Below are 20,887 nucleotides of genomic sequence, written 5' to 3' on the forward strand. Positions count from 1 at the left end.
GCTGTCCTCAAATAAATACATTTTTTTACCAGTCAATATTAGTACCACTGACATCAAAAACTTTACTTTTGACTACACTGATTTTAAATATATTATATCAGACAATGTCTTGTTTTTATAACAAGTTAAATAAAATTAAAGATTTTTGACATCCTCTCTTGAGTTTTTTTTCGATATCGATATTACACCTACCTCCTCTTGCTTCCTTCTTGCGAAAGAATAGAGTACAGTTATACCTCCTTCCTTGTACATTTTTTGTCTCAGAATGCCCACATAAGATTTATTAACTCTATTATATTATTATATTATAATACTATGTACTTAAAACAACAACCCAAATTTATAAATTTATTGATCAAATGGGGAAAGTTTTGGTCCTTATGTAAAAATTATGTTGCAACTCAACAGGGTAGGGACTTGTAGACTTTTACATCACATTACAACCACCTGATCAGTTTTCAATTATCAGTTTTCAGTTACCAGTTTTTAGTTTTTGATAACCCATTTATTGGTGACTCAAAGTTGAAAATAATTATTATATGTTAGTTTTTGATAATTTGATATGACATCCTAAAATAAATACCAGTTAAACTTACCAATAATAATTACATATGGCCACGAGATTAATTGAGTTAGAAGGTGGTATTTTGGTTGAGGCAGAAGTTTCCGAAAATGAAGCCCAGCCTATTTCTAGTAATGAAATTAAAGCAGTTAAATCTACTTTTGCTAGGGTTAAACCTATATTAATTAGTATTAGCCGCCCTATTGCTGAAGCTTGGCAAGAAATTAATCAAGATATGGAAGTAGAACACGCTGAAGTTGAAGTAGGTTTTAATTTTGAGGGGGAGGGTAATGTTGATGTTGCGAAAGCCAAGACTGGTAAAAATTTAAAGGTTAAGTTAGTTCTCAAACCTAAAAAAATCTGAGAATGAGTAACTTAGAAGAATTTATTGTTTCAATTACTAGCGCTAGTGCCAATGCTCTCAAGGCAGGTGTTATTAGAACTGGAACTACATTTTATCGGGAGCATCATTATGTTTATTTGCTTACCTGGGCTCATATTGTTGAGGATGTCGGTAGCAAAGAAAATGTTTGAGTCAGTAATATTGCGGTAGCAGTTTTTGCAATAGGAGATCTTAAGATTTTTTTTACTTCCTTCCTGGGAAGGGGTGGCGGTGGGTTAGCAGTTTTGGGGTTAGAAAAGCTGAATATCAAAACTTTTCTCCCTCACAAGTTTATCGGTAGCAGTCAACCTCAAGTTTCCGACAGCAGGTTATTTTCTCTATGGTGAGGAGCAAAAAAATCTTGCTTTCAACTGTTGATGGAACTTTAGGAAAAAAGGGTTTTCTCTGTCAAAATGATCAAAGAGTGGTAGTAAAAGTCTGAGAATGAGTAACTTAGAAAAATCTATTGTTTTAATTACTAGTGCTAGTGACAACTCTCGCAAGGCAGATGTTATTGGCACAGGATTTGCTTTTTATCGAAAGGATAATTATACTTATTTGCTAACCTGCGCCCATGTTGTTGAGGATGTAGGCGGTAAAGAAAATGTTTTAGTCAATGATATTCCGACAGAGGTTTTAGCAATAGGAGATGTGAAGAATTTTGATTTAGCAGTTTTGGGGGTGAAAAACCTGAAGGTGGAACTTTTCTCCCTCACAAGTTTATCCGCGTCAGAAAATGTCAAGTTTTGGATAGCAGGTCATTTTCTCTATGGTGAGGAGAAAAAAATCTTGCTGGAAACTGTTGAGGGAACTTTAGGAAAAAAGCGTTTTGTTCGTCAAAATAATCAAACAGTGGCAGCTTGGAAATTGTTAATTAATGAGGGCGATCGCCTTCGTAAAGGTTATAGTGGGGCACCTGTTGTGGACTTGAAAGCTGACCGTGTGTTCGGTATCACTACAGATATGGAGAAAGATGGAAGGGAGGGGTTAGCTATTTCCGTAGAAGCTATGGAAAAAATTTGGCCTCAAGTGCCTCCTGTTATTTCTGATGTTATTTATGACTATGATAAATTAAAAAAATTACTTAGTGAGGGAAAATGGCAAGAAGCAGATGAAGAAACAGCTTGTTGTATGTTGAAAGTTGCAGGGCGAGAGGAGGAAGGTTGGCTAAGAGTAGAAGATATAGAAAAGTTTCCTTGTAGTGACCTCCGCACAATTGACCAACTTTGGGTAAAATATAGCGACGGTAAGTTTGGCTTTTCTGTGCAAAAGAAAATTTACCAGAGTTTGGGTGGTACGAAAGAGTATGACGAGAAAGTATATTGTTCCTTTGGGGATAAAGTCGGATGGCGTCAAGGAAGAAAATGGTTGTCTGAATTACAATTAACTTTTAGCTTAGATACGCATTTTGTGGAGCACCTACCTCCTAAGGTGGTCGGGGTACCTAGGCTACCTGGTTAGGGGGAACCTTACATTATTGTGCGTTCGTGGCAGTATGGCGACTGGCGTCGACTGGCGCGAGGAGGCGCGAGTTCTCTTCTCTCCCGCAGAGACTTGTAGAGCTTAACATATAAGCGTTTCAGCCGTAAAGACAAATAACTTTAGCGAACCCAATTTTAGGAGTTTCCTTGAATTCAGCATTTTGATACCTGGCACCAACAGGCAGGCATCCCCCGAATGTCAAAAGTCCATAAAAAAATCATCAAAAAACAGCATTGCCGCCTCTGGGTCATAACATTTGGCCAGAACAAACTGCCTCGTAACCTCCATTACCTCAGACTCCACAGGTTCCCATGTAGCCCAGGGAAGCCACATTTGTCCTGGAGACTGCTTATTTTCACGTTTTTTCTGCAAGACCTTCGGTAAAAACTTACTTCCTGATCAATTACCTCTTTTTTTTGTTTATACCTATACTTATACCTTTGGTAAAGCCCCCATTAATTCTTAGCACATTTATCTAAAGTATTACCAAAGTACAAAAAAGCCGGATGCCACTTGATCAAACCATCATCAGTCAAGCGGTCATAAGTGCCATAGTTCGAGAAATTATAAAAGAAACCCTGCTGCATATTAGCCGCTTTAGGGTTAGCGTGAATATATCGCAGAGAAATTATTCGTACAGTTTACCCAGAGAAATGTCGCGATCGCGCGCTGAAAATATTGAAGTCATTTTTGAGGAAGCATTTTTGGGAGTTATTTTTGACGAGGTTTGAATTTTTCTCCATCAACATTTGACTAGATAATTTTCGTGATGTTGGGTTTTGTGACTTTTTTTGACTATAGAGTTTTAATGATGTTGGGTTTGGTGACTAGAGAATTTTAGTGATGTTGGGTTTGGTGACTAGAGAATTTTAGTGATGTTGGGTTTGGCTAACTCAACCCCACCTACAAAATTGCGGAAGCGTTTTTGGGAATTATTTCTGATGAGGTTTGAATATTTCTCTGTCAACATTTGACTAGATAATTTTCGTGATGTTGGGTTTGGTAAACTAAACCCCACCTACAAAATTGCGGAAGCGTTTTTGGAAATTATTTCTGATGAGGTTTGAATATTTCTCTGTCAACATTTGACTAGATAATTTTCGTGATGTTGGGTTTGGCTAACTCAACCCCACCTACAAAATTGCGGAAGCGTTTTTGGGAATTATTTCTGATGAGGTTTGAATATTTCTCTGTCAACATTTGACTAGATAATTTTCGTGATGTTGGGTTTGGCTAACTCAACCCCACCTACAAAATTGCGGAAGCGTTTTTGGGAATTATTTCTGATGAGGTTTGAATATTTCTCTGTCAACATTTGACTAGATAATTTTCGTGATGTTGGGTTTGGTAAACTAAACCCCACCTACAAAATTGCGGAAGCGTTTTTGGGAATTATTTCTGATGAGGTTTGAATATTTCTCTGTCAACATTTGACTAGATAATTTTCGTGATGTTGGGTTTGGTAAACTAAACCCCACCTACAAAATTGCGGAAGCGTTTTTGGGAATTATTTCTGATGAGGTTTGAATATTTCTCTGTCAACATTTGACTAGATAATTTTCGTGATGTTGGGTTTGGTCAACTAAACCCCACCTACAAAATTGCGGAAGCGTTTTTGGGAATTATTTCTGATGAGGTTTGAATATTTCTCTGTCAACATTTGACTAGATAATTTTCGTGATGTTGGGTTTGGTAAACTAAACCCCACCTACAAAATTGCGGAAGCGTTTTTGGGAATTATTTCTGATGAGGTTTGAATATTTCTCTGTCAACATTTGACTAGATAATTTTCGTGATGTTGGGTTTGGCTAACTCAACCCCACCTACAAAATTGCGGAAGCGTTTTTGGGAATTATTTCTGATGAGGTTTGAATATTTCTCTGTCAACATTTGACTAGATAATTTTAGTGATGTTGGGTTTGGTCAACTCAACCCCACCTACAAAATTGCGGAAGCGTTTTTAGGAATTATTTCTGATGAGGTTTGAATATTTCTCTGTCAACATTTGACTAGATAATTTTCGTGATGTTGGGTTTGGCTAACTCAACCCCACCTACAAAATTGCGGAAGCGTTTTTAGGAATTATTTCTGATGAGGTTTGAATATTTCTCTGTCAACATTTGACTAGATAATTTTCGTGATGTTGGGTTTGGTAAACTAAACCCCACCTACAAAATTGCGGAAGCGTTTTTGGGAATTATTTCTGATGAGGTTTGAATATTTCTCTGTCAACATTTGACTAGATAATTTTCGTGATGTTGGGTTTGGTAAACTAAACCCCACCTACAAAATTGCGGAAGCGTTTTTAGGAATTATTTCTGATGAGGTTTGAATATTTCTCTGTCAACATTTGACTAGATAATTTTCGTGATGTTGGGTTTGGCTAACTCAACCCCACCTACAAAATTGCGGAAGCGTTTTTGGGAATTATTTCTGATGAGGTTTGAATATTTCTCTGTCAACATTTGACTAGATAATTTTCGTGATGTTGGGTTTGGCTAACTCAACCCCACCTACAAAATTGCGGAAGCGTTTTTGGGAATTATTTCTGATGAGGTTTGAATATTTCTCTGTCAACATTTGACTAGATAATTTTCGTGATGTTGGGTTTGGTCAACTAAACCCCACCTACAAAATTGCGGAAGCGTTTTTGGGAATTATTTCTGATGAGGTTTGAATATTTCTCTGTCAACATTTGACTAGATAATTTTAGTGATGTTGGGTTTGGCTAACTCAACCCCACCTACAAAATTGCGGAAGCGTTTTTGGGAATTATTTCTGATGAGGTTTGAATATTTCTCTGTCAACATTTGACTAGAGAATTTTCGTGATGTTGGGTTTGGTAAACTAAACCCCACCTACAAATTTGCGGAAGTAAATTAAAAGACTACGCAAAGTTACAAATTTCTTCTTATGTTATCTAGGCTCCGCTGCCAAAACTCAGCCAAACTGTACTGGAAATATTTCAACTAGAAATTAATTATTATATTCCTAAAAATGATTCTTGGTTTGCCAAAATGAACTTAGAATTAACTTGATATAATGGTGTATTGAAAATATTAATAGTACTTATTTTTGTTGGTGCGATACTGATAGAAATGTCATCAAAAAAAAGAAAATAAAGAGTAATAGTAAAAATATTGAAATATCTAAAAAATACACTCAAGTTAAACAGGAGTTATTATTAGTAATTAAAATGGGATTAAAACTAAAATTGGGATATAAATCTGTGGAAAGTTTATCAGCTATTTCAAAAATAGATAGTCTGAAATTGTTAGAGAGAATAGTATTCCAAATTCCCCAAATTTCTCAAAATATGAGTTGCAAAAACTATATAATCAATAGTTAAAAAACATTGAATATTAGCCATTTGTTTACTGATATGATGAGATAACTTAAATATCTAATATAGTAAAAGTGATACATTTAATCAACCTGTTTCCTGATTACTAGAAATTCTACCTGAAGACTGAAAGATCAAAGCCGCTTTAAGGCAGGAAGTAAGAGGCATTATCCTAAAGTAATATAACTTAGATGAGTTCGAGCTTTTTTTTAACAAGTCCAGTGATTTTAAATAAGATTTAAGATTGTTAAATCTAGGTTTAAGGGATTTTCACCCAAAAAAAGCAATTGCTTGAGTACTATAAACTATCAAAGGATTGAAATATAAAGCTTACAGCTTTTTTTTTGGAAAAAAGTACTAGCTTTCTAGTGGCTTAAGCTCAGAGGTTATCATATTTTATGTAAGCAAATTGCAAAACTTTGATTATAACACAAAAAATCTGGAAATTTACAATCATTAATCAGGTTGGAAATTAAGGTTTAGTCATATAAAAAATGCAAAATTAAATTTTAAACAACTGATATCACAAAATCAGATATAGTTATAGTAGAATGATATAAATTATTTTCACTTAATATCAAAAATAGGATGATTTAGGCGGCCATTTGTCGAGACTTACAAAAACTTGAATTAAGCTATAAAAAAAACGTTGTACAGTAGCTAGGGAGCGATACCAAGAGTGCAAAAATTAAGAGGAGAATACTAGAAAAATGTGAAAGATATAAATCCAGAAAACTTAGTATTTTTTAGATTAAATAAGTGTAATACTAGGTAAAAAAAGAACTTATGAAAATTTGGAGGGACTAGGATACATGAAATAAAGCTATTTTATCCAGGCTAAAAAAATAAACACATTAATTGGTATTGGTACAGAAATGTTGAATGCGGTAATAAAAGTTTACATATAAGCTTAACCTAGTCTATAGGTAACATTTTCATCTTATCCAATTCAAAAATAATAACGTATATAGAATAGAGAAATAAAAATGCCAGCACCCAACCACCTTAGTCAAAAACAACGTCAAAATTTACTGAAAATTTTTAGAGAAAGTGAAAGTCCTTTAATTAGGAACAGAGTAATGATTTTGTTATTGATGAATGACGGAAAGACTTATGAAGAAATCAGTGATTTTTTACAAATATCTTATCCTACAGTAGCATATTGGGCTATGCAAGCAGACCCAGATCAACCGGAAAGTTTTACAGATGGAAGGTCCAAAGGAAATTATAGAAAAGCTACAGAACAATATATCAATTTGCTATTAAAAATAGTTGATAATAAACCATCGAAATACGGGTATCAATTTGGTAGTTGGACAGCAGAAAAATTAGTAAATCACCTGGAAAAAGAAACTGGCATTAAGTTGAGTAGTTCTCAAGTAAGGAGGATTTTAAAACAAAAAAAAGCAGATTTATTATCTGAGCAAAACAAAGCCAAGAATAGCGACAAAAATCAAAAAGAAAAAAAAATGACTTGAGTTTTAATAAGAAAAAGCATTCCTTTTATTTTAATTGTTTGACCAGAGATTTTTTTTAGTCATTCCAACTTAATTATCCAAGATTTTTATATTACTCTTGAGCACTAATATAGCAGTAAGCTCTGGCATATTTACAGTCCCAACCCTCTAAAGACAGTCCAAAGCCTCTAAAGTAAGTCCTTATAACAAAAATTGTAAATACACCAGCGCACTTTGCTATATCATCTATCCTTGCTATTTACAGTAGATGAGCTATTAAATGACGTACAGGATAAATAATAAAAACATTGTAGTGAAAATTTTGCCCCTGGTTATTGTACCTAACCGGCAGCAACAAACCCCTGTATTTTTAAGGGGCAATAATATATTTTTCCTCAGTTATCTAGTCATTCCATTAATCTTTGTGTTACAAACTAACTATTTATTAACATAATTTTAAATGATAACTTCTACATTTATTTAAATATATTCATGTTTAAACGAGGAAAATAAACTATATTTAGTATTTGAGTTTAGGTTATAAATTTTGTGTTTTAGGGGATCTAGAGAACTTAGTAAAGAGCAGCAATATCGAGATAGTCTTAAGGGTTAAGACTATATAAACACCCTTGGGTAATTTCTGTCATTATATTGTGAACTACCCAACCTTAAAGGTACAGTAACTAATTACCTGGAGTTGATATTACTAATCTTTCCAACATTTCTCTGTGCTTCGATACAGGAGCAAGAGTATTTGCTGCTATCATCCCACTTACTGCCACTGCAGGTAAACCAATACCAGGAAAAGTAGAGTCACCACAACATAATAACCCCGGTAATGCTATAGGTCCAGGGAATAACCCCTCCCCAGCACGAATTGCCGGACCATAAGACCCCCGATGACGACGAAGAAAACGTTCGTGAGTTATGGGAGTTCCTACTAATTTAACTTCACAACGGGAACGAATATCAGGTATTATTCTCTCTAACCCTCGCCACATTACCTCAGCTCTTTCCTGCTTTTGTTGTGCATATTCTTGACTCTTTCTATCCATACCCTGCCATAGTTGATATGGTTCATTTCCTGGAGTATAAACATGAATAACGTGCTTTTTTGGGGGTGCAAGAGTAGAGTCTATTAAGGATGGAATAGATACTAATACAACATTTTGGGGCGCATCTATTTGATCCCAATGATTGACAATAATATGATGACAGGATAGATCTGGTTTGATATCTGTAGCATCAATACCTAAATGTAAGTGCATAAAACTATTACATTCTGGTGTTGCTTGTCGTTCTTCCCGCCAAGATGTTGAAACAGCATCCTCTGAAAGTAATTTCAAAGTATCCCAGACAGAAGCATTTGAAACTACTGCTTGCTTTGCCCGAATTTCCTCTCCATTCTGCAACAATACCCCAACAGCACGCCCACCTCTAATTACTATCTCTTCCACATGAGCATTTAACATTAGTTGACCGCCATGACGTTTTAACCCCCTCACTAAAGCATCAACTATTGCTCCACTACCACCTATAGGATAGTCAAGTACAACTCCCGGTCGATACCATTCAGCAAACATAAATGCAACTTCAGCAGCACTGGTACCATTTGCTGGCAAGCCTGAAAGTAGGAAGCAAAGCAAATCAAACCAATTTCGGATAAAAGGGTCTGTGACAACCTCTTCAAGAATTTCGGAAAACGCTCCCGTTAACTTAGCAATGTTAAAAGTGTGCTTTGCCATAGTAGGTAGAAATTGCCCCATTGTCATTATTGCTCCTAGGTCAAAACGGACAGAAGCAGGAGGAAGAGCGATCGCTGCTTCTGCTAGTGGAGCCATAATTTTTTGTAGTTTACGCCACTCTGCTACAGCACCTTCACCTCTCAGCTTTTGGAGAACATCACAAAATTGGTCTGCACCCACTGATGTATTAAAGTTACCTTCTGGTAAACAACAACCCCAAGTCTTATAAGTTACACAGGGTACTGACTCACCGATAGCATCCAAAACTTGTGCTAGTGGGTTAGTAGAAGGGCGATAGGAAAGACCAGAATGTAAAGATGGTCCTGAGTCAAATTTAAATCCCTGACGCTCAAAACTATGAGCAGCACCTCCAGCAATAGAATGACTTTCGCAAACTACGACATCAAAACCATAGTGCGCTAGTAAAGCAGCACAGCTTAAACCACCAATTCCACTACCAATTACAATTACATCTGTTTGAGACATTTTATTTGGTTAATTATTTTATTTGGTTAATTATTTAATTTAGCGTTTTATTGATCAGGATAACAGCAAAAGTCTAAAATTTGTAGAAAATGTGCTAAACCTTAGTCCAATAATATAGACGGGTGGGTTAGTAATCTTGGATAGTTAACTTTCTACAGTTGAAAACTAGTATTTTTGTACACAGTATGGTAGAGTAGTAATAAAAATAACACTCCACCTCAAGTGTCAGAATTAATCCAACAGTGGAAAAGGTTGTATTCAAAATCTCTATCCATGAGCACTGATGTTTTTCAATTTTGATGACAGAATGTTCCACCAACAGCATTTTAAAATAAAGGTAAAGGTTGATTGAAATCATAACCAGGAAACACCCGTGCTATTTGCGATTTACTGAAACCAAAGTGCTGTTGAAAAATACTAGCGATCGGATTTCGGAAATCTGTCGTTACAGTTAAATCACGTTTTTGGAATAATTCTGATTCATCTAAACCAGGCCATTCTCCATAAACCTGACCCCCACGCAAGCCACCACCTAAGATCCACATCACATTACCATGACCATGATCGGTGCCACCATTACCATTTTCTTTAACTGTGCGACCAAACTCTGATATTACTAAAATCACGGTATTTGAGTAAAGTGAACCCAATTCCTGAACTAGAGTAGCTAAACCTTCCCCAAGAGGTTTTAATCGTCTTGCTAACACACCTTGACTGTTGCCTTGGTTAACGTGAGTATCCCAACTACCCAGAGCCAAAAACCCTAATTGCGTTCTGGAATCACCAACCATAATTTGAGCCAAATTTTTAGCATCACTTGCAAAGCCTGTTGGCGGTGGTGCGCCACCCGAAGATTCTACCATTTCTTTCTCCAAGTCAGCTAATAATAAGTCCCTTGCTTGACGACCTTCTTGGTAAACTATACTCAGTTCATCATTGCCGTTATAAAGGCGATCGAATGCTGCATAAACTTTGGGGCGATCTATTGGCAAACTGCGGGTAGACTTTTTACCTGTGGGGAGACTGGCAACTGGCATTTCACCCATGAGAATGCGAGGTGGTGTATTGCCTAAGTTTACTGCTTGAGTAGGTCTATCTTTTGGGATGTTTGCTAACAGACGATTCATCCATCCATCAAGTATTTTTTTGTTACCTGGTATGCCTGTTTCCATATAATATTGAGCATCAAAATGAGAGCGAGTATCGTTGTTTAAACCACAAGCGTGAATAAAAGCTAAACTACGATTTTGCCAGAAAGGCATGATGCTTCCTAAAGCTGGATGTAAACCAAATTGACCGTCTAAATTTATTGCTCCATTTTCTTCTCCTGGGGCGGGAATGGCTATTTTGGGTCGCACATCATAATAAGCGTCTTCTTGATAGGGAATAACTACATTTAACCCATCGACTCCTCCTCGGAGAAAAACAACTATTAATTTTTGACGATTATTGGTTTGAGCTAATCCTTTTGCCACCCAAGCATGACTACCAATAGAGATAATTCCTGAAGCAGATAATAAACTAGCTAATTGTAAAAATTTTCTTCTTTTCATACTTCCTCCAAAATATTAAATATTGTCAAGTTTATTTTCAAATTTTAGGTATTTTTTGCTTCTAAAAATAGCGGTATCTATAGTTAATTTTTAATTTTTAATATCATCACAACTGGAAGATAATTCTCCTTGTAATTAAAAGTTGAATCTTGAGCTAAAAATCAGGTCTCAAGCCTCCCATTTCAAGAGGATAAAAAAATTAACTTCACTATTTCAAGCTATATCTTCAGTCATAGGTATTGATAACTAATAACTGATAACTAAAATGACAGATTAATCAGTAGAAAAATTGACCATAACTTTTAATTTATTTTTTCATCATTTCTGGACTACCTAAAATTAATGCTGCCTGTAAATTATCTGGACTATTGTTAATAACGGCTTGAGTTTGGGTAGAAAATCTATTTCCTAAAGTTGCCCTAAGTTGCTGATAATTTACCAGTTTAGGCTTTCCTTGATTCAACTGACCACGGGATATAATTGTAGCAAAACTAATCCGACGCATTATAGCATCAGGATTTAACCATGCTTCTTGAGTGTTTTTATAGCCGTCAGGAGTCTTACAGCCATAAAGGTTCATTCCTAATTGACCTAAAATTCTTTTAATTCTGCCGAATCTTGGGTTTTCGGTACCCGTTGATCTAGCAGCAGAAATAATATATTGATAAGGGTTTTTAAACTTACTATCATAATATTTTTCATTCCAAAACTCAGAACTATTAAATAAGGTTTCTAATACATAACGAATATTGCCATTAGTTTCTTGAAATCTTTGATCTAGTTTATTAACTAAGCTACTGGGAGGTACATCGGCAACAAAATATTGAGCTAATTTATAACTAATAAAATGGGCAGTAGATGGATGTTTTGCTAAAATATCTAAAGCCTTTTCTCCCTCTTCTACTCCACCACCTTTAATGGGTACTCCTAGGAATATTTTGTCACTATTATCATGGCGATTTTGATAAAACTTAAACCCACTACCATCTTCACTAAGGTACTTTATTCCCCAACCTGTAAAAATTCTTGCTAAAGTTATTATCTCTTGTTGTGTATAACCTCCATTAATTCCCATACTATGAAGCTCCATAAGCTCACGGGCATAGTTTTCATTTAAGCCTTTAAATTTGCCACGGGCACCTTTACTACCAGGGGCAGTATTTAGCCAATTATCTAAATAAAATAGCATTGCTGGATGATGGGCTGTTGCTCCTAATAAATTACGAAAATTACCAAGTGCATAAGGTCGAATAGCGTCTCTTTCGTAAGTCCCTACCCAGAGGCGAGTTAAGTAACCTTTACCTACAGAAATATTGAAGTGGTTAAACCAAAAATCTACCATTACTTCTTGTAGTTGTTTGTTGCTCAATATTCCTTGAAGTAAACGTGCATTTTCTGATTCCCGTAAAATTTTTCTGATATTTTTATTTCTTATTTCTATTCGTTGTTTTTGAGTCAAATTTTTATCTCTTTTTTTAACTGGAGAGACAGTTTTTTGATATAATTCTGTTGGTGATAAGTAGAAATTGGTTAACTTAGCCATTTTTTGTGTAAGTTGAGGAGATTCTCTAATAGTTTCTGGTCTCAGTTGAGATTTAATATAATTATCAATTCCTATAGACTCAACTCGTTCTATATCTCCTGGCCTAGGGCCCAAAGTCAGACGATTTAAAACATGGATTGTTTTGGTAGTAATAGATTGACTATAGGCGTAGCTAGGACTTGATATACCTAGGCAGATAATTAAGCTTAATAGCAAAGATATAATCCAGTATCTAAAGGTTTTTGGTATCAACTATTCCTCCTGAAATACTCTAATTTTTTTGACTTGTATTATTTAACTTTTATATATTTTATAGCAGTTTTAATTCTAATTTTTTTTGCTTTTAGTCAACATTATTTACAATACAGCATATTTAAAGGATATAAATTACAAATATTAACAATAAAATGTTTGTTATGTCGGCTTTTTACCTGCGTATGTCTGCCTCACCAAGGTTGAATTTACTATATCATTCACAAAACAATTAAGTAATACCAATTCACCTTAGGGATGTCAGAAATAGTTTCCAATTTCAAATGTAAAATAATAATTTGCTTAAGCTATTGTTTAATCAAAATTTTTAGTCAATTAAATTGAGCCTTGTAACTTATTTTTTTTTTAATTCTGACTTTAGTCAAACAGTATAAGTTGGCGTTAAAATCTGTCGCTATATAACAAAATGTCAATACTACTCAAGTCAACTTTTTAAATAAGCTTGGACTTAGTATACAAATCTTAATATAGTTCAGTTTTTTCATACCTATCTAACTTATAACTCCAATATTTTAATTTTACCACTACAATATTTATTACAGTATTTCTAAAAAAGTTTTGAGCCTATAAAATCTTAATGTATGGCTTTTGACTCTGCCCTTTGGTCGGAATAAAAATGTTAGTTGACTTGCATAAAATTATATAACTCATTTATTTGTGCCATAACCTATGTCTAGCTTTGCCTCAATCTAATAAACTCTAATTAGGGAGCTTTCCAAATATTAATCTTCCGGTCCCAACCACCACTAACGATGATTTGCCCATTAGGACTAATTGCTACGACACTAATATAACTGTTGTGTCCCCTTAAACTTCCTTTTAATTTACCTGTACTCAGTTCCCAAAATTTGATTGTTTTATCCCAACTACCACTAATTAAAGTTTTTCCATCAGGAGTAATAACTATTGACCAAACTCCATCTAAATGTTCTTTTAAATTATGGATTAATTTACCTGTCTGTAAGTTCCAAATATTAATTGTGCCATTACTACTACTACTAGCTAAGATTTGACTATCAGGACTAAAAACTACAGACAAAATTGAAACAGAATTAGTATTAATAGTACGAACAAGTTGTCCTGTCTGCAAATTCCACAATTTAATCTGATTATCCTTGCTACCACTAGCTAAAAATTGCCCATCTGGACTAATGGCGATCCCATTGACTATCTCAGAATGTCCGGCTATTGTTTGCAGCAACTCCCCGCTAGCCAAATTCCAAATTTTAATAGTCCCATCCCAACTCCCACTAGCAAAAATCTTACTATTGGGAGCGATCGCAACTCCATCTACCACATCAGTATGTCCTGTGAGAGTTTGCACCAAGCTAATATCATTGATATTTTTATTTTTAGGTAGTTTCCATATTTTAATAGTTTTGTCATCACTTCCACTAATAACAAATTGTTCATCAGGAGTTACTGCAACTGAGTTTACTGACTCTGGATGTGCTTTCCAGATAGCTATAATTTCTCTATTCTCGATATCCCAAACTGAAATCATACCATTACTGCTTCCCATAACGATGTAAGCATTTAGAACAACTATTGAATTAACTATTCCACTAATTTCATCAGTAATTGCTTTTGCGAGAGTAAAGTCCAGGACAGTTTCAGTATCGTCCTCTCTGGTAGCAGTATTTGTAGCAACAGGATTTGTTGTTTCTGTTGGACTTGCTGGAGCTTGGATATTTTCAGGTATTTGAGAAACAATGGGCAATGAAACTCCTTGTCGCCAGTCCCAAAAAGTATTAATTTCAATCCCTCCTGAGACAATGACATCAGAGTTTTCTTGCAATTTGACAATACCATTAATAGCTACTAAGCGACCTTCTTCATTAAGTACAGGTCCACCACTCATCCCCGCTCTGACTAAATTATCATATAGTAAACTATAACCAGCAACAGGTTGCTGACGACCTTTCACCACTCCTGGGGTGCTCAGAAAAATTCGTTGCTTGAGATTGCTACCAGAACGAGGCCATCCCCCCACAAATACCTTAGTTCCAGAAACTAATTTAGTGGAGTCTCCTGTTTCGGCAATGGGGTAGTTTTGAGAACTGCTAAATGGTATGATGGCTAAGTCTATATTTGGCAATTGCTTGATTAAGGTATAGTAAACAGGGTGCATTTTTCCATCAGGTGTACGTACTTGGTAATCTCCTACTGTATTAACAACGTGCCAGTTGGTGAGTACATAATATGTGTCTCCTTGTTTTTCAACAATTACTCCTGAGCCACTTCTGTTTCTTCCGTCAATTCTAACTGTAATTTCGGCTGCAATTTTATTAATTTCTGATGCTGTTGATCCCAGAGCAATTTTTTGTGTTATTAGTGAATTAGTGATGGTAATAGCAACAATAAAATTCCTGATATTGGTTGTGTTTATATTGAGTAAGTTGCTAATAATAATTATGACAATTGTTTTCTTTAAATTCATTTTTTTTTAGTCATACAGCAATCCTATTTTTACTTTTTCCAAAATCTTGGCGCTTTCGGGAAATAGGGGATAGGTTTGGAAGAAATTGGCAAAAGTTTTGCAGTTTATTTCTTTTTAAATTTTCACAATCATTTGATAGGATTGCTATGGGTAATTTTTTAAGCTAGATGTTTAATCCTATATTTTCAAATCCAAAATATAGCTCAAATGCTATCTATACATAATTAATTCCTCCTCAAATATTCAGGATAAAGGATATGAGAACTATTCTATCGCAGTGAGTCCTGGCATATTTACAGTTCAAACCCTCTAAAGATACTCCAAACCCTTTACAGTAAGTCTTTATTAAAAAGCTTTAAATATACCAGATAACTTCGCTATAAATTGTTTTAGGGAGTACATAAGGACTTTCTATACACAGTTCCTAGTTCGTAGCAGGGCAAGCTCATCTAAAATTTTATTGACAAATCAATATTTTTGTCACCTGCTTGCAATACAAGCTTTTCAAGGAATTATAAATATCACAGAATTTTCATATTATCGGTTTTCGCGGTTTAACAATTGGAATGTATTTTCGTCACTAAATTAATCCCAAAACCTTTCAGAGCAATAGGTTCAGAAAATATACTATTTGTTAATGATTGTTAAGATGAGCTGACCCTATAGCTCGTAGTAATTTGGGAAACAGGAAGTAAAAAAAACAAAAATTTTCTAATTGTAATATAATAGTATAAATAAAGTGCTAAATCTTATAAATTCTTAACAATGATAGAGATCAAACATGGGATGTATCAAATTAGACCAGCAGCTAGCCAAGAGTTACACTTGCTAATTGTGGAAGACGTTATGGAAGATGTGGAGTTAATCATACAGATCTTAAAATCTGATGGTATAAAGTTTACTTACGATTATGATATTGCAAAAAGTTATCTAGACTATCGACAATTGCTTAAAGATAATGTATATGATGCAATATTATCAGATTATCATGTAGTTCATTCTGATATCTTTGAAGTGCTAGGATTACTACAACAATCAGAGCAAGAAATTCCTTTAATTTTAATTGCAGAGGAGTTAGAAGAAAAGGAAGCTTTGAAAGTTTTAAAAGCTGGAGTTAATAGCTATGTTTTAAAAAATAAATTATTTACTTTATCAATTATTTTAGAGCGGGCGATCGCTGAATATAAATTAAAAAAAGAACAGCAACTGACAATTAAAAAATTAGAACAACAAGTTCAACAGAAAGCCAAAGAAACTGCTATTACTAGTCAACTAGAGCCGATCAAAATGCTTAAAGATATGCATAATATTACTGAGGGCAAACAAGCAAGAAAAGCAAAGCTAGAAAATGAACGAAGATTGCGTGCTCTGATAGAAAATACTACAGATTTAACATGGATTATTGATGCTCATGGAACTTCTAGTTATGTCAGTCCATCAGTAATGAAAACTTTGGGGTATGTACCAGAAGAAGTTGTGAGCCAAAGTATATTCGATCTAATTCACATTAATGATTTATTATTAGTGACTTGCACTATCAATAAAGCAATTAAAAATCCCAATATAAGTCAAACAGCTATTAAATACCGAGTTAAGAATAGTTCGGGTTCTTGGTGTTTCTTTGAAGGTATTTTAACTAACTTTTTAGACGATCCAGGAGTTAGAGGCATCATTATCAACAGTCACGATATTACTCAACGTAAGCTAACTGAAGAACGATGGAAATATAACGTATTCCACGATGCACTAACTCATCTCCCTAACCATGACCTGTTTATAGATCGTTTGGAGGAAAAAATCAAGGAAACTAAGTGTCGAAAAAAACTTTTGTTTGCAGTCCTACTGGTAGATATTGATAGATTTAAAGTTTTGAATAATCGTTTTGGTCATCAAATAACAAACAAACTGATAGTTATGATAGCCAAGAAGTTAAAAACATTGTTGAATCATGGAAATACAGTTGCTCGTTTGAGTCCAGATGAATTTGGAATTTTGTTAGAAAATATTTCAGATATTAGCGATGCTACGTATATTGCTGATCAAATCAACAAACAGCTAACTTTACCAATTATTTTAGATGGAAATGAGATATTTATTAATCCTAGTATCGGTATTGCTGTCGGTTCCAGAAATATCAGTTCAGCAGAACATATTTTGCAAGATGCAGAAATAGCGATGTACCATGCCAAAAATTTAAGTAGAGGGTCTCATCAAGTTTTTTGTAATTCTATGCGGAGTCAATTTTTACAGCGTGTTCAGTTAGAGAATGATTTACAAAGTGCTCTCAACAATATTCAGAGTCAATCACTTAGAAAGCAATCTGAGTTTATACTTTATTATCAACCAATTGTTTCCCTAGCTACAAATGAGATTACTGGTTTTGAAGCACTGGTACGTTGGCAACATCCAAAACTTGGTTTCATTTCTCCTGATGAATTTATTCCTCTTGCAGAGGAAACAGGATTAATTATACCTCTCGGTTTGTGGATATTAAGAGAAGCTTGTTTCCAATTACGTAAATGGCAAAATCAATTGCCGAATAATTATCATTTAAACATTAATGTTAATCTTTCTGCGAAGCAGTTTGCTCAAGTAGATTTAATTGATCAAATAGACAAAATTCTGCTAGAAACTCAGCTTGATGGTAAGAGTTTAAAACTGGAAATTACTGAAAGTACTTTGATCGAAAATAATGAGTCTATCAGAGGAAAAATGTCTCGGTTAAGAGCGAGGAATATTGATTTATATATTGATGATTTTGGCACGGGATATTCTTCTTTCAATTATTTATACAACTTTCCAATGAATACTTTAAAAATTGACCGTTCGTTTATCAATAGAATAGGCCTTACTAATTTAGTAAATAATAAGTCAATTAAAACAATAGAAATTCTTCGTTCAATTATTACTTTATCTCATAATTTGGGTATAAACGTTGTTGCTGAGGGGGTAGAAACTCCAGAGCAAGCACTTCAGCTTCAAGCTTTAAAGTGTGAATATGCTCAAGGTTATTTATTTTCTAAACCCCTTGATATGACTGCAGCAACAGGTTTAGTCGCTCAGATAAATAACCAGAAATAAGTAATCTCTTTTCTTCATAATCAGGACTTAGGTAAAAGCAATATATGTTGTAGGATTTAATAATTATAATTTTTCTTTATTTGGACTGCATATGTGTGACCAAGTTTTGTTAGAGAGTTGATTTTGTTAGAGAATTGAATTGCTCTACCAAGTCTTAGAAATAGCCTTTCTGCAAAAATATTTTACCTGGAGTATTTGCTTGGTGAATATTAGTAATAATTAACATTCGATTATGTAGCAGCTATTTCCCCACTATAATAATGTCCTGCTCACTTCATACATACTACAATACATCCTTTTGTATTTATCGGGTTATTCTTTTATCTTCAAAATAGCAGCTCCCGTATCAATATATTTTCCTTATTGCTTATTATTTGCCCGGAGAACTATAAATTAAAAAACTGCTTAGAACCAGGTCAATAAATTTGTAAAAAAACAAGTTTCATGTCTTATCTTGCCTAGTTCTAGCAAATAGTTACCAACCCACTAAATCCTTTGTAATGACTTAATAATAAGTTATATTGTTATCCAAATACCTTCATTATGACTAGAATAATTTGCTTTCTCAATTATATCAAGAACTAGACCAGCTTCGATTAATGGGAATGGTTTAGTGTCTTCAGTCTTAATACAATCTAATAAATTATCAATCAATCCATTAAACCAATTTGCATGACCAGGATTGTCAAAATGTGTAGGTACAAAAATCTGTTGAACAGGCTGATTTTTCACGCTTAAAAATATATCGTTATTTTCGATACTAATTTCTCCTTCTGTTCCCTGAATTCTGTAATAAGCTTTTGGTGTTGATCCTAAAGAGCTAACACTAATGTTAATTAATTTTTCCTCCCAATCTAAACAAAAAACAGCTAAGTCTTCTAATTTATTATGTGTTTGATTGAGATTTTTAATATGTGCAGATATGCGTTGAGGAGAACCTCCAAATAGAGTTTGAGCAACAGAAATTGCATCTAAACCATGGTCAATCATAATACCATCACCAGATAGTTCTTGATTTTCTTCCAAGCCTGGTTTGTACTGGGATACCTCACTTTGCAAATCTGCACCAAATATATTAAAAGACGCAAATAAAGGTTTGCCTATTTTACCCGAGTTAATTAAGTAAGCAGCATGTACTATTGAAGGAGCAAATTTATAATTATGACATGGATATAAAATACGTTTTCTGTTATTTGCTATATTTACTAATTCAGAGTATTCATCTTTCTTTAATACTAATGGTTTCTCGCATAAGACGTGTTTATCTGCTTCTAATGCTTGTTTAGCACTTTGGAGATGAAAAGCATTAGGCAAACAAATATCAACTATATCTATTTCATCAGAGTTTTCTTCTAGTAAATCATCAAATTTCTCATAAACTCGGATGTTTGGGTATTGTCGCAGTGCAGCTGCACGTCTTGCTGTTACAGGATCTACTACTGCTGTGAGATGAATATCAGAACGATTCTTGTAAGCTGGTAAGTGGCTTTTCTCAGCACTAAATCCAAAACCAACAATAGCTATTTTCACAATCTAAGATCCTCTTAACTATATGAGTTTTTAACATTTTTTAACAAAAGTTATAATTTTTGTCAAGTCTAGTTCAATAATTAGTTAAGCTTATAGGTCTATAAATTTGATTACTAGAAATATAGAAGCTTTCAGTTATTAAATAGTCTTGCAAACAAAATAAATTTCTGATCAGAGTTTTCCTATTTTTTTTATCTAAGCTAATCTTAAAAAACCAGATGATTTTAACATGATTTGATTTTATCAAATAAATTAAGCCTGATGAAAATTATAATTTCCCACACCGGAATGTGAGATTTTTACTACTTACTTAAAAAGCCCTGCTTTTACACCTGTTCCGAGATTAATTTTTATCCCATAAATTTTCTGATTTCATGAGGTAATGGATAAGATAGTTAATAGATATGTTCAGGGAAATTATGTACCAATTGTACCTGAATTATTTTGGCGTTAAAAACTATAAATTTAAATGTAAAACCAATCTAAATATAACTAAAAAAACATTTAAAATTAATCTATTTTTGATAAAATTAAATAGTTAATAAATAATTTAATTTTTATTATTAAGAATCTCAAATAATTACTATAATTATCTCCATAATTTTCAATTTATCTTTTGGTTTAAGAGGTAAAATTGCTGATTTTAGAGAGAATTGTTCCCTAGCAAGATGTAATGTTAGTGATTATGGAGTTTGGATGAAAAAAATATTGATGAAGCAGCTAATATCCAACATCCATTAATGCTTAATATTGCAAAAAAAAATGATTATATTTATCCATAAATTAAAACTCATTTCAAAGTATAATTAAGGGATTTTCCACTAGTATAAATACATTTTTATCCAAATATTAATTATGTTTTACATCGGATAGGTGGAAAAGATTATGACTTAGAAGCAGCTAATCTTGCTCATAGTCGCATTATGAATTTTTCTAAAATATTTTGGTTAGATTTTTTGTCAGGAAAAAGAAAGACTAAATCTTGAAGACCAAAGTTGGAGTAAATTTTG

General features: G+C 33.9%; 13 protein-coding genes. 6 read left to right on the forward strand and 7 right to left on the reverse strand.

Translation table 11 applies throughout. The features are described 5' to 3' along the window. Positions 1-611: 611 nt before the first annotated feature. The 3 genes from TERY_RS23975 to TERY_RS26625 all read left to right on the forward strand — a co-directional run bounded on the left by TERY_RS23975 (position 612) and on the right by TERY_RS26625 (position 2,405). The gene (locus TERY_RS23975; protein ID WP_011614180.1) at positions 612-926 is read left to right on the forward strand and encodes a CU044_2847 family protein; all 315 of its coding nucleotides are present in this window, start codon (positions 612-614) and stop codon (positions 924-926) included. A gap of 2 nt (positions 927-928) precedes the next feature. After that, complete coding sequence (locus tag TERY_RS34160; protein WP_155994614.1) at positions 929-1,096, forward strand: hypothetical protein; 168 nt, start codon at positions 929-931, stop codon at positions 1,094-1,096. A 292-nt stretch (positions 1,097-1,388) separates the two neighbouring features. Further along, the gene (locus tag TERY_RS26625; RefSeq protein ID WP_011614181.1) at positions 1,389-2,405 is read left to right on the forward strand and encodes a GUN4 domain-containing protein; all 1,017 of its coding nucleotides are present in this window, start codon (positions 1,389-1,391) and stop codon (positions 2,403-2,405) included. Positions 2,406-2,624: 219 nt separating this feature from the next. On the opposite strand, the gene TERY_RS37965 is transcribed toward TERY_RS26625, so the two are convergent. Further along, positions 2,625-2,798 (reverse strand): hypothetical protein, encoded by a 174-nt coding sequence (locus TERY_RS37965; RefSeq protein WP_370496248.1) that lies wholly within the window; start codon positions 2,796-2,798, stop codon positions 2,625-2,627. Between the two features lie 83 nt (positions 2,799-2,881). Continuing rightward, the gene (locus TERY_RS37970) at positions 2,882-3,013 is read right to left on the reverse strand and encodes a hypothetical protein (protein ID WP_011614182.1); all 132 of its coding nucleotides are present in this window, start codon (positions 3,011-3,013) and stop codon (positions 2,882-2,884) included. 21 nt (positions 3,014-3,034) lie between these two features. Here TERY_RS37970 and TERY_RS37975 point away from each other — a divergent pair, with 21 nt between their 5' ends. Then, complete coding sequence (locus TERY_RS37975) at positions 3,035-3,157, forward strand: hypothetical protein (RefSeq protein ID WP_370496251.1); 123 nt, start codon at positions 3,035-3,037, stop codon at positions 3,155-3,157. A 3,598-nt stretch (positions 3,158-6,755) separates the two neighbouring features. Further along, positions 6,756-7,247, forward strand: coding sequence for a helix-turn-helix domain-containing protein (locus tag TERY_RS23990; protein WP_011614183.1), 492 nt, complete (start codon positions 6,756-6,758; stop codon positions 7,245-7,247). A gap of 662 nt (positions 7,248-7,909) precedes the next feature. Here the strand turns inward: TERY_RS23990 and TERY_RS23995 are convergent. From TERY_RS23995 to TERY_RS24010, 4 genes are all read right to left on the reverse strand, one after another. Beyond that, on the reverse strand, positions 7,910-9,457 hold the full coding sequence (locus tag TERY_RS23995) for an FAD-dependent oxidoreductase (RefSeq protein ID WP_011614184.1): 1,548 nt from the start codon (positions 9,455-9,457) through the stop codon (positions 7,910-7,912). Positions 9,458-9,783: 326 nt separating this feature from the next. Further along, complete coding sequence (locus TERY_RS24000) at positions 9,784-11,010, reverse strand: DUF1501 domain-containing protein (protein ID WP_011614185.1); 1,227 nt, start codon at positions 11,008-11,010, stop codon at positions 9,784-9,786. 307 nt (positions 11,011-11,317) lie between these two features. After that, positions 11,318-12,769, reverse strand: coding sequence for a DUF1800 domain-containing protein (locus TERY_RS24005; protein WP_370496254.1), 1,452 nt, complete (start codon positions 12,767-12,769; stop codon positions 11,318-11,320). A 760-nt stretch (positions 12,770-13,529) separates the two neighbouring features. Continuing rightward, entirely contained in the window at positions 13,530-15,266 is a 1,737-nt protein-coding gene (locus TERY_RS24010; RefSeq protein ID WP_011614187.1) for a trypsin-like peptidase domain-containing protein, read from the reverse strand. Between the two features lie 765 nt (positions 15,267-16,031). Here TERY_RS24010 and TERY_RS24015 point away from each other — a divergent pair. After that, complete coding sequence (locus tag TERY_RS24015) at positions 16,032-18,347, forward strand: EAL domain-containing protein (protein WP_011614188.1); 2,316 nt, start codon at positions 16,032-16,034, stop codon at positions 18,345-18,347. Positions 18,348-18,863: 516 nt separating this feature from the next. Here the strand turns inward: TERY_RS24015 and TERY_RS26075 are convergent. Next, positions 18,864-19,877, reverse strand: coding sequence for a Gfo/Idh/MocA family oxidoreductase (locus tag TERY_RS26075; RefSeq protein WP_011614189.1), 1,014 nt, complete (start codon positions 19,875-19,877; stop codon positions 18,864-18,866). Positions 19,878-20,887: the final 1,010 nt, after the last annotated feature.

This window comes from Trichodesmium erythraeum IMS101, from assembly GCF_000014265.1.
GTDB classification, from domain to species: Bacteria; Cyanobacteriota; Cyanobacteriia; order Cyanobacteriales; family Microcoleaceae; genus Trichodesmium; species Trichodesmium erythraeum.

What these genes read in the sequence shown, in the direction of transcription:
- TERY_RS23975 (WP_011614180.1), top strand. Translation starts at nt 612, where the DNA reads ATGGCCACGAGATTAATTGAGTTAGAAGGTGGTATTTTGGTTGAGGCA.
- TERY_RS34160 (WP_155994614.1), top strand. Translation starts at nt 929, where the DNA reads ATGAGTAACTTAGAAGAATTTATTGTTTCAATTACTAGCGCTAGTGCC.
- TERY_RS26625 (WP_011614181.1), top strand. Translation starts at nt 1,389, where the DNA reads ATGAGTAACTTAGAAAAATCTATTGTTTTAATTACTAGTGCTAGTGAC.
- TERY_RS37970 (WP_011614182.1), bottom strand. Translation starts at nt 3,013, where the DNA reads ATGCAGCAGGGTTTCTTTTATAATTTCTCGAACTATGGCACTTATGAC.
- TERY_RS23990 (WP_011614183.1), top strand. Translation starts at nt 6,756, where the DNA reads ATGCCAGCACCCAACCACCTTAGTCAAAAACAACGTCAAAATTTACTG.
- TERY_RS23995 (WP_011614184.1), bottom strand. Translation starts at nt 9,457, where the DNA reads ATGTCTCAAACAGATGTAATTGTAATTGGTAGTGGAATTGGTGGTTTA.
- TERY_RS24000 (WP_011614185.1), bottom strand. Translation starts at nt 11,010, where the DNA reads ATGAAAAGAAGAAAATTTTTACAATTAGCTAGTTTATTATCTGCTTCA.
- TERY_RS24010 (WP_011614187.1), bottom strand. Translation starts at nt 15,266, where the DNA reads ATGAATTTAAAGAAAACAATTGTCATAATTATTATTAGCAACTTACTC.
- TERY_RS24015 (WP_011614188.1), top strand. Translation starts at nt 16,032, where the DNA reads ATGATAGAGATCAAACATGGGATGTATCAAATTAGACCAGCAGCTAGC.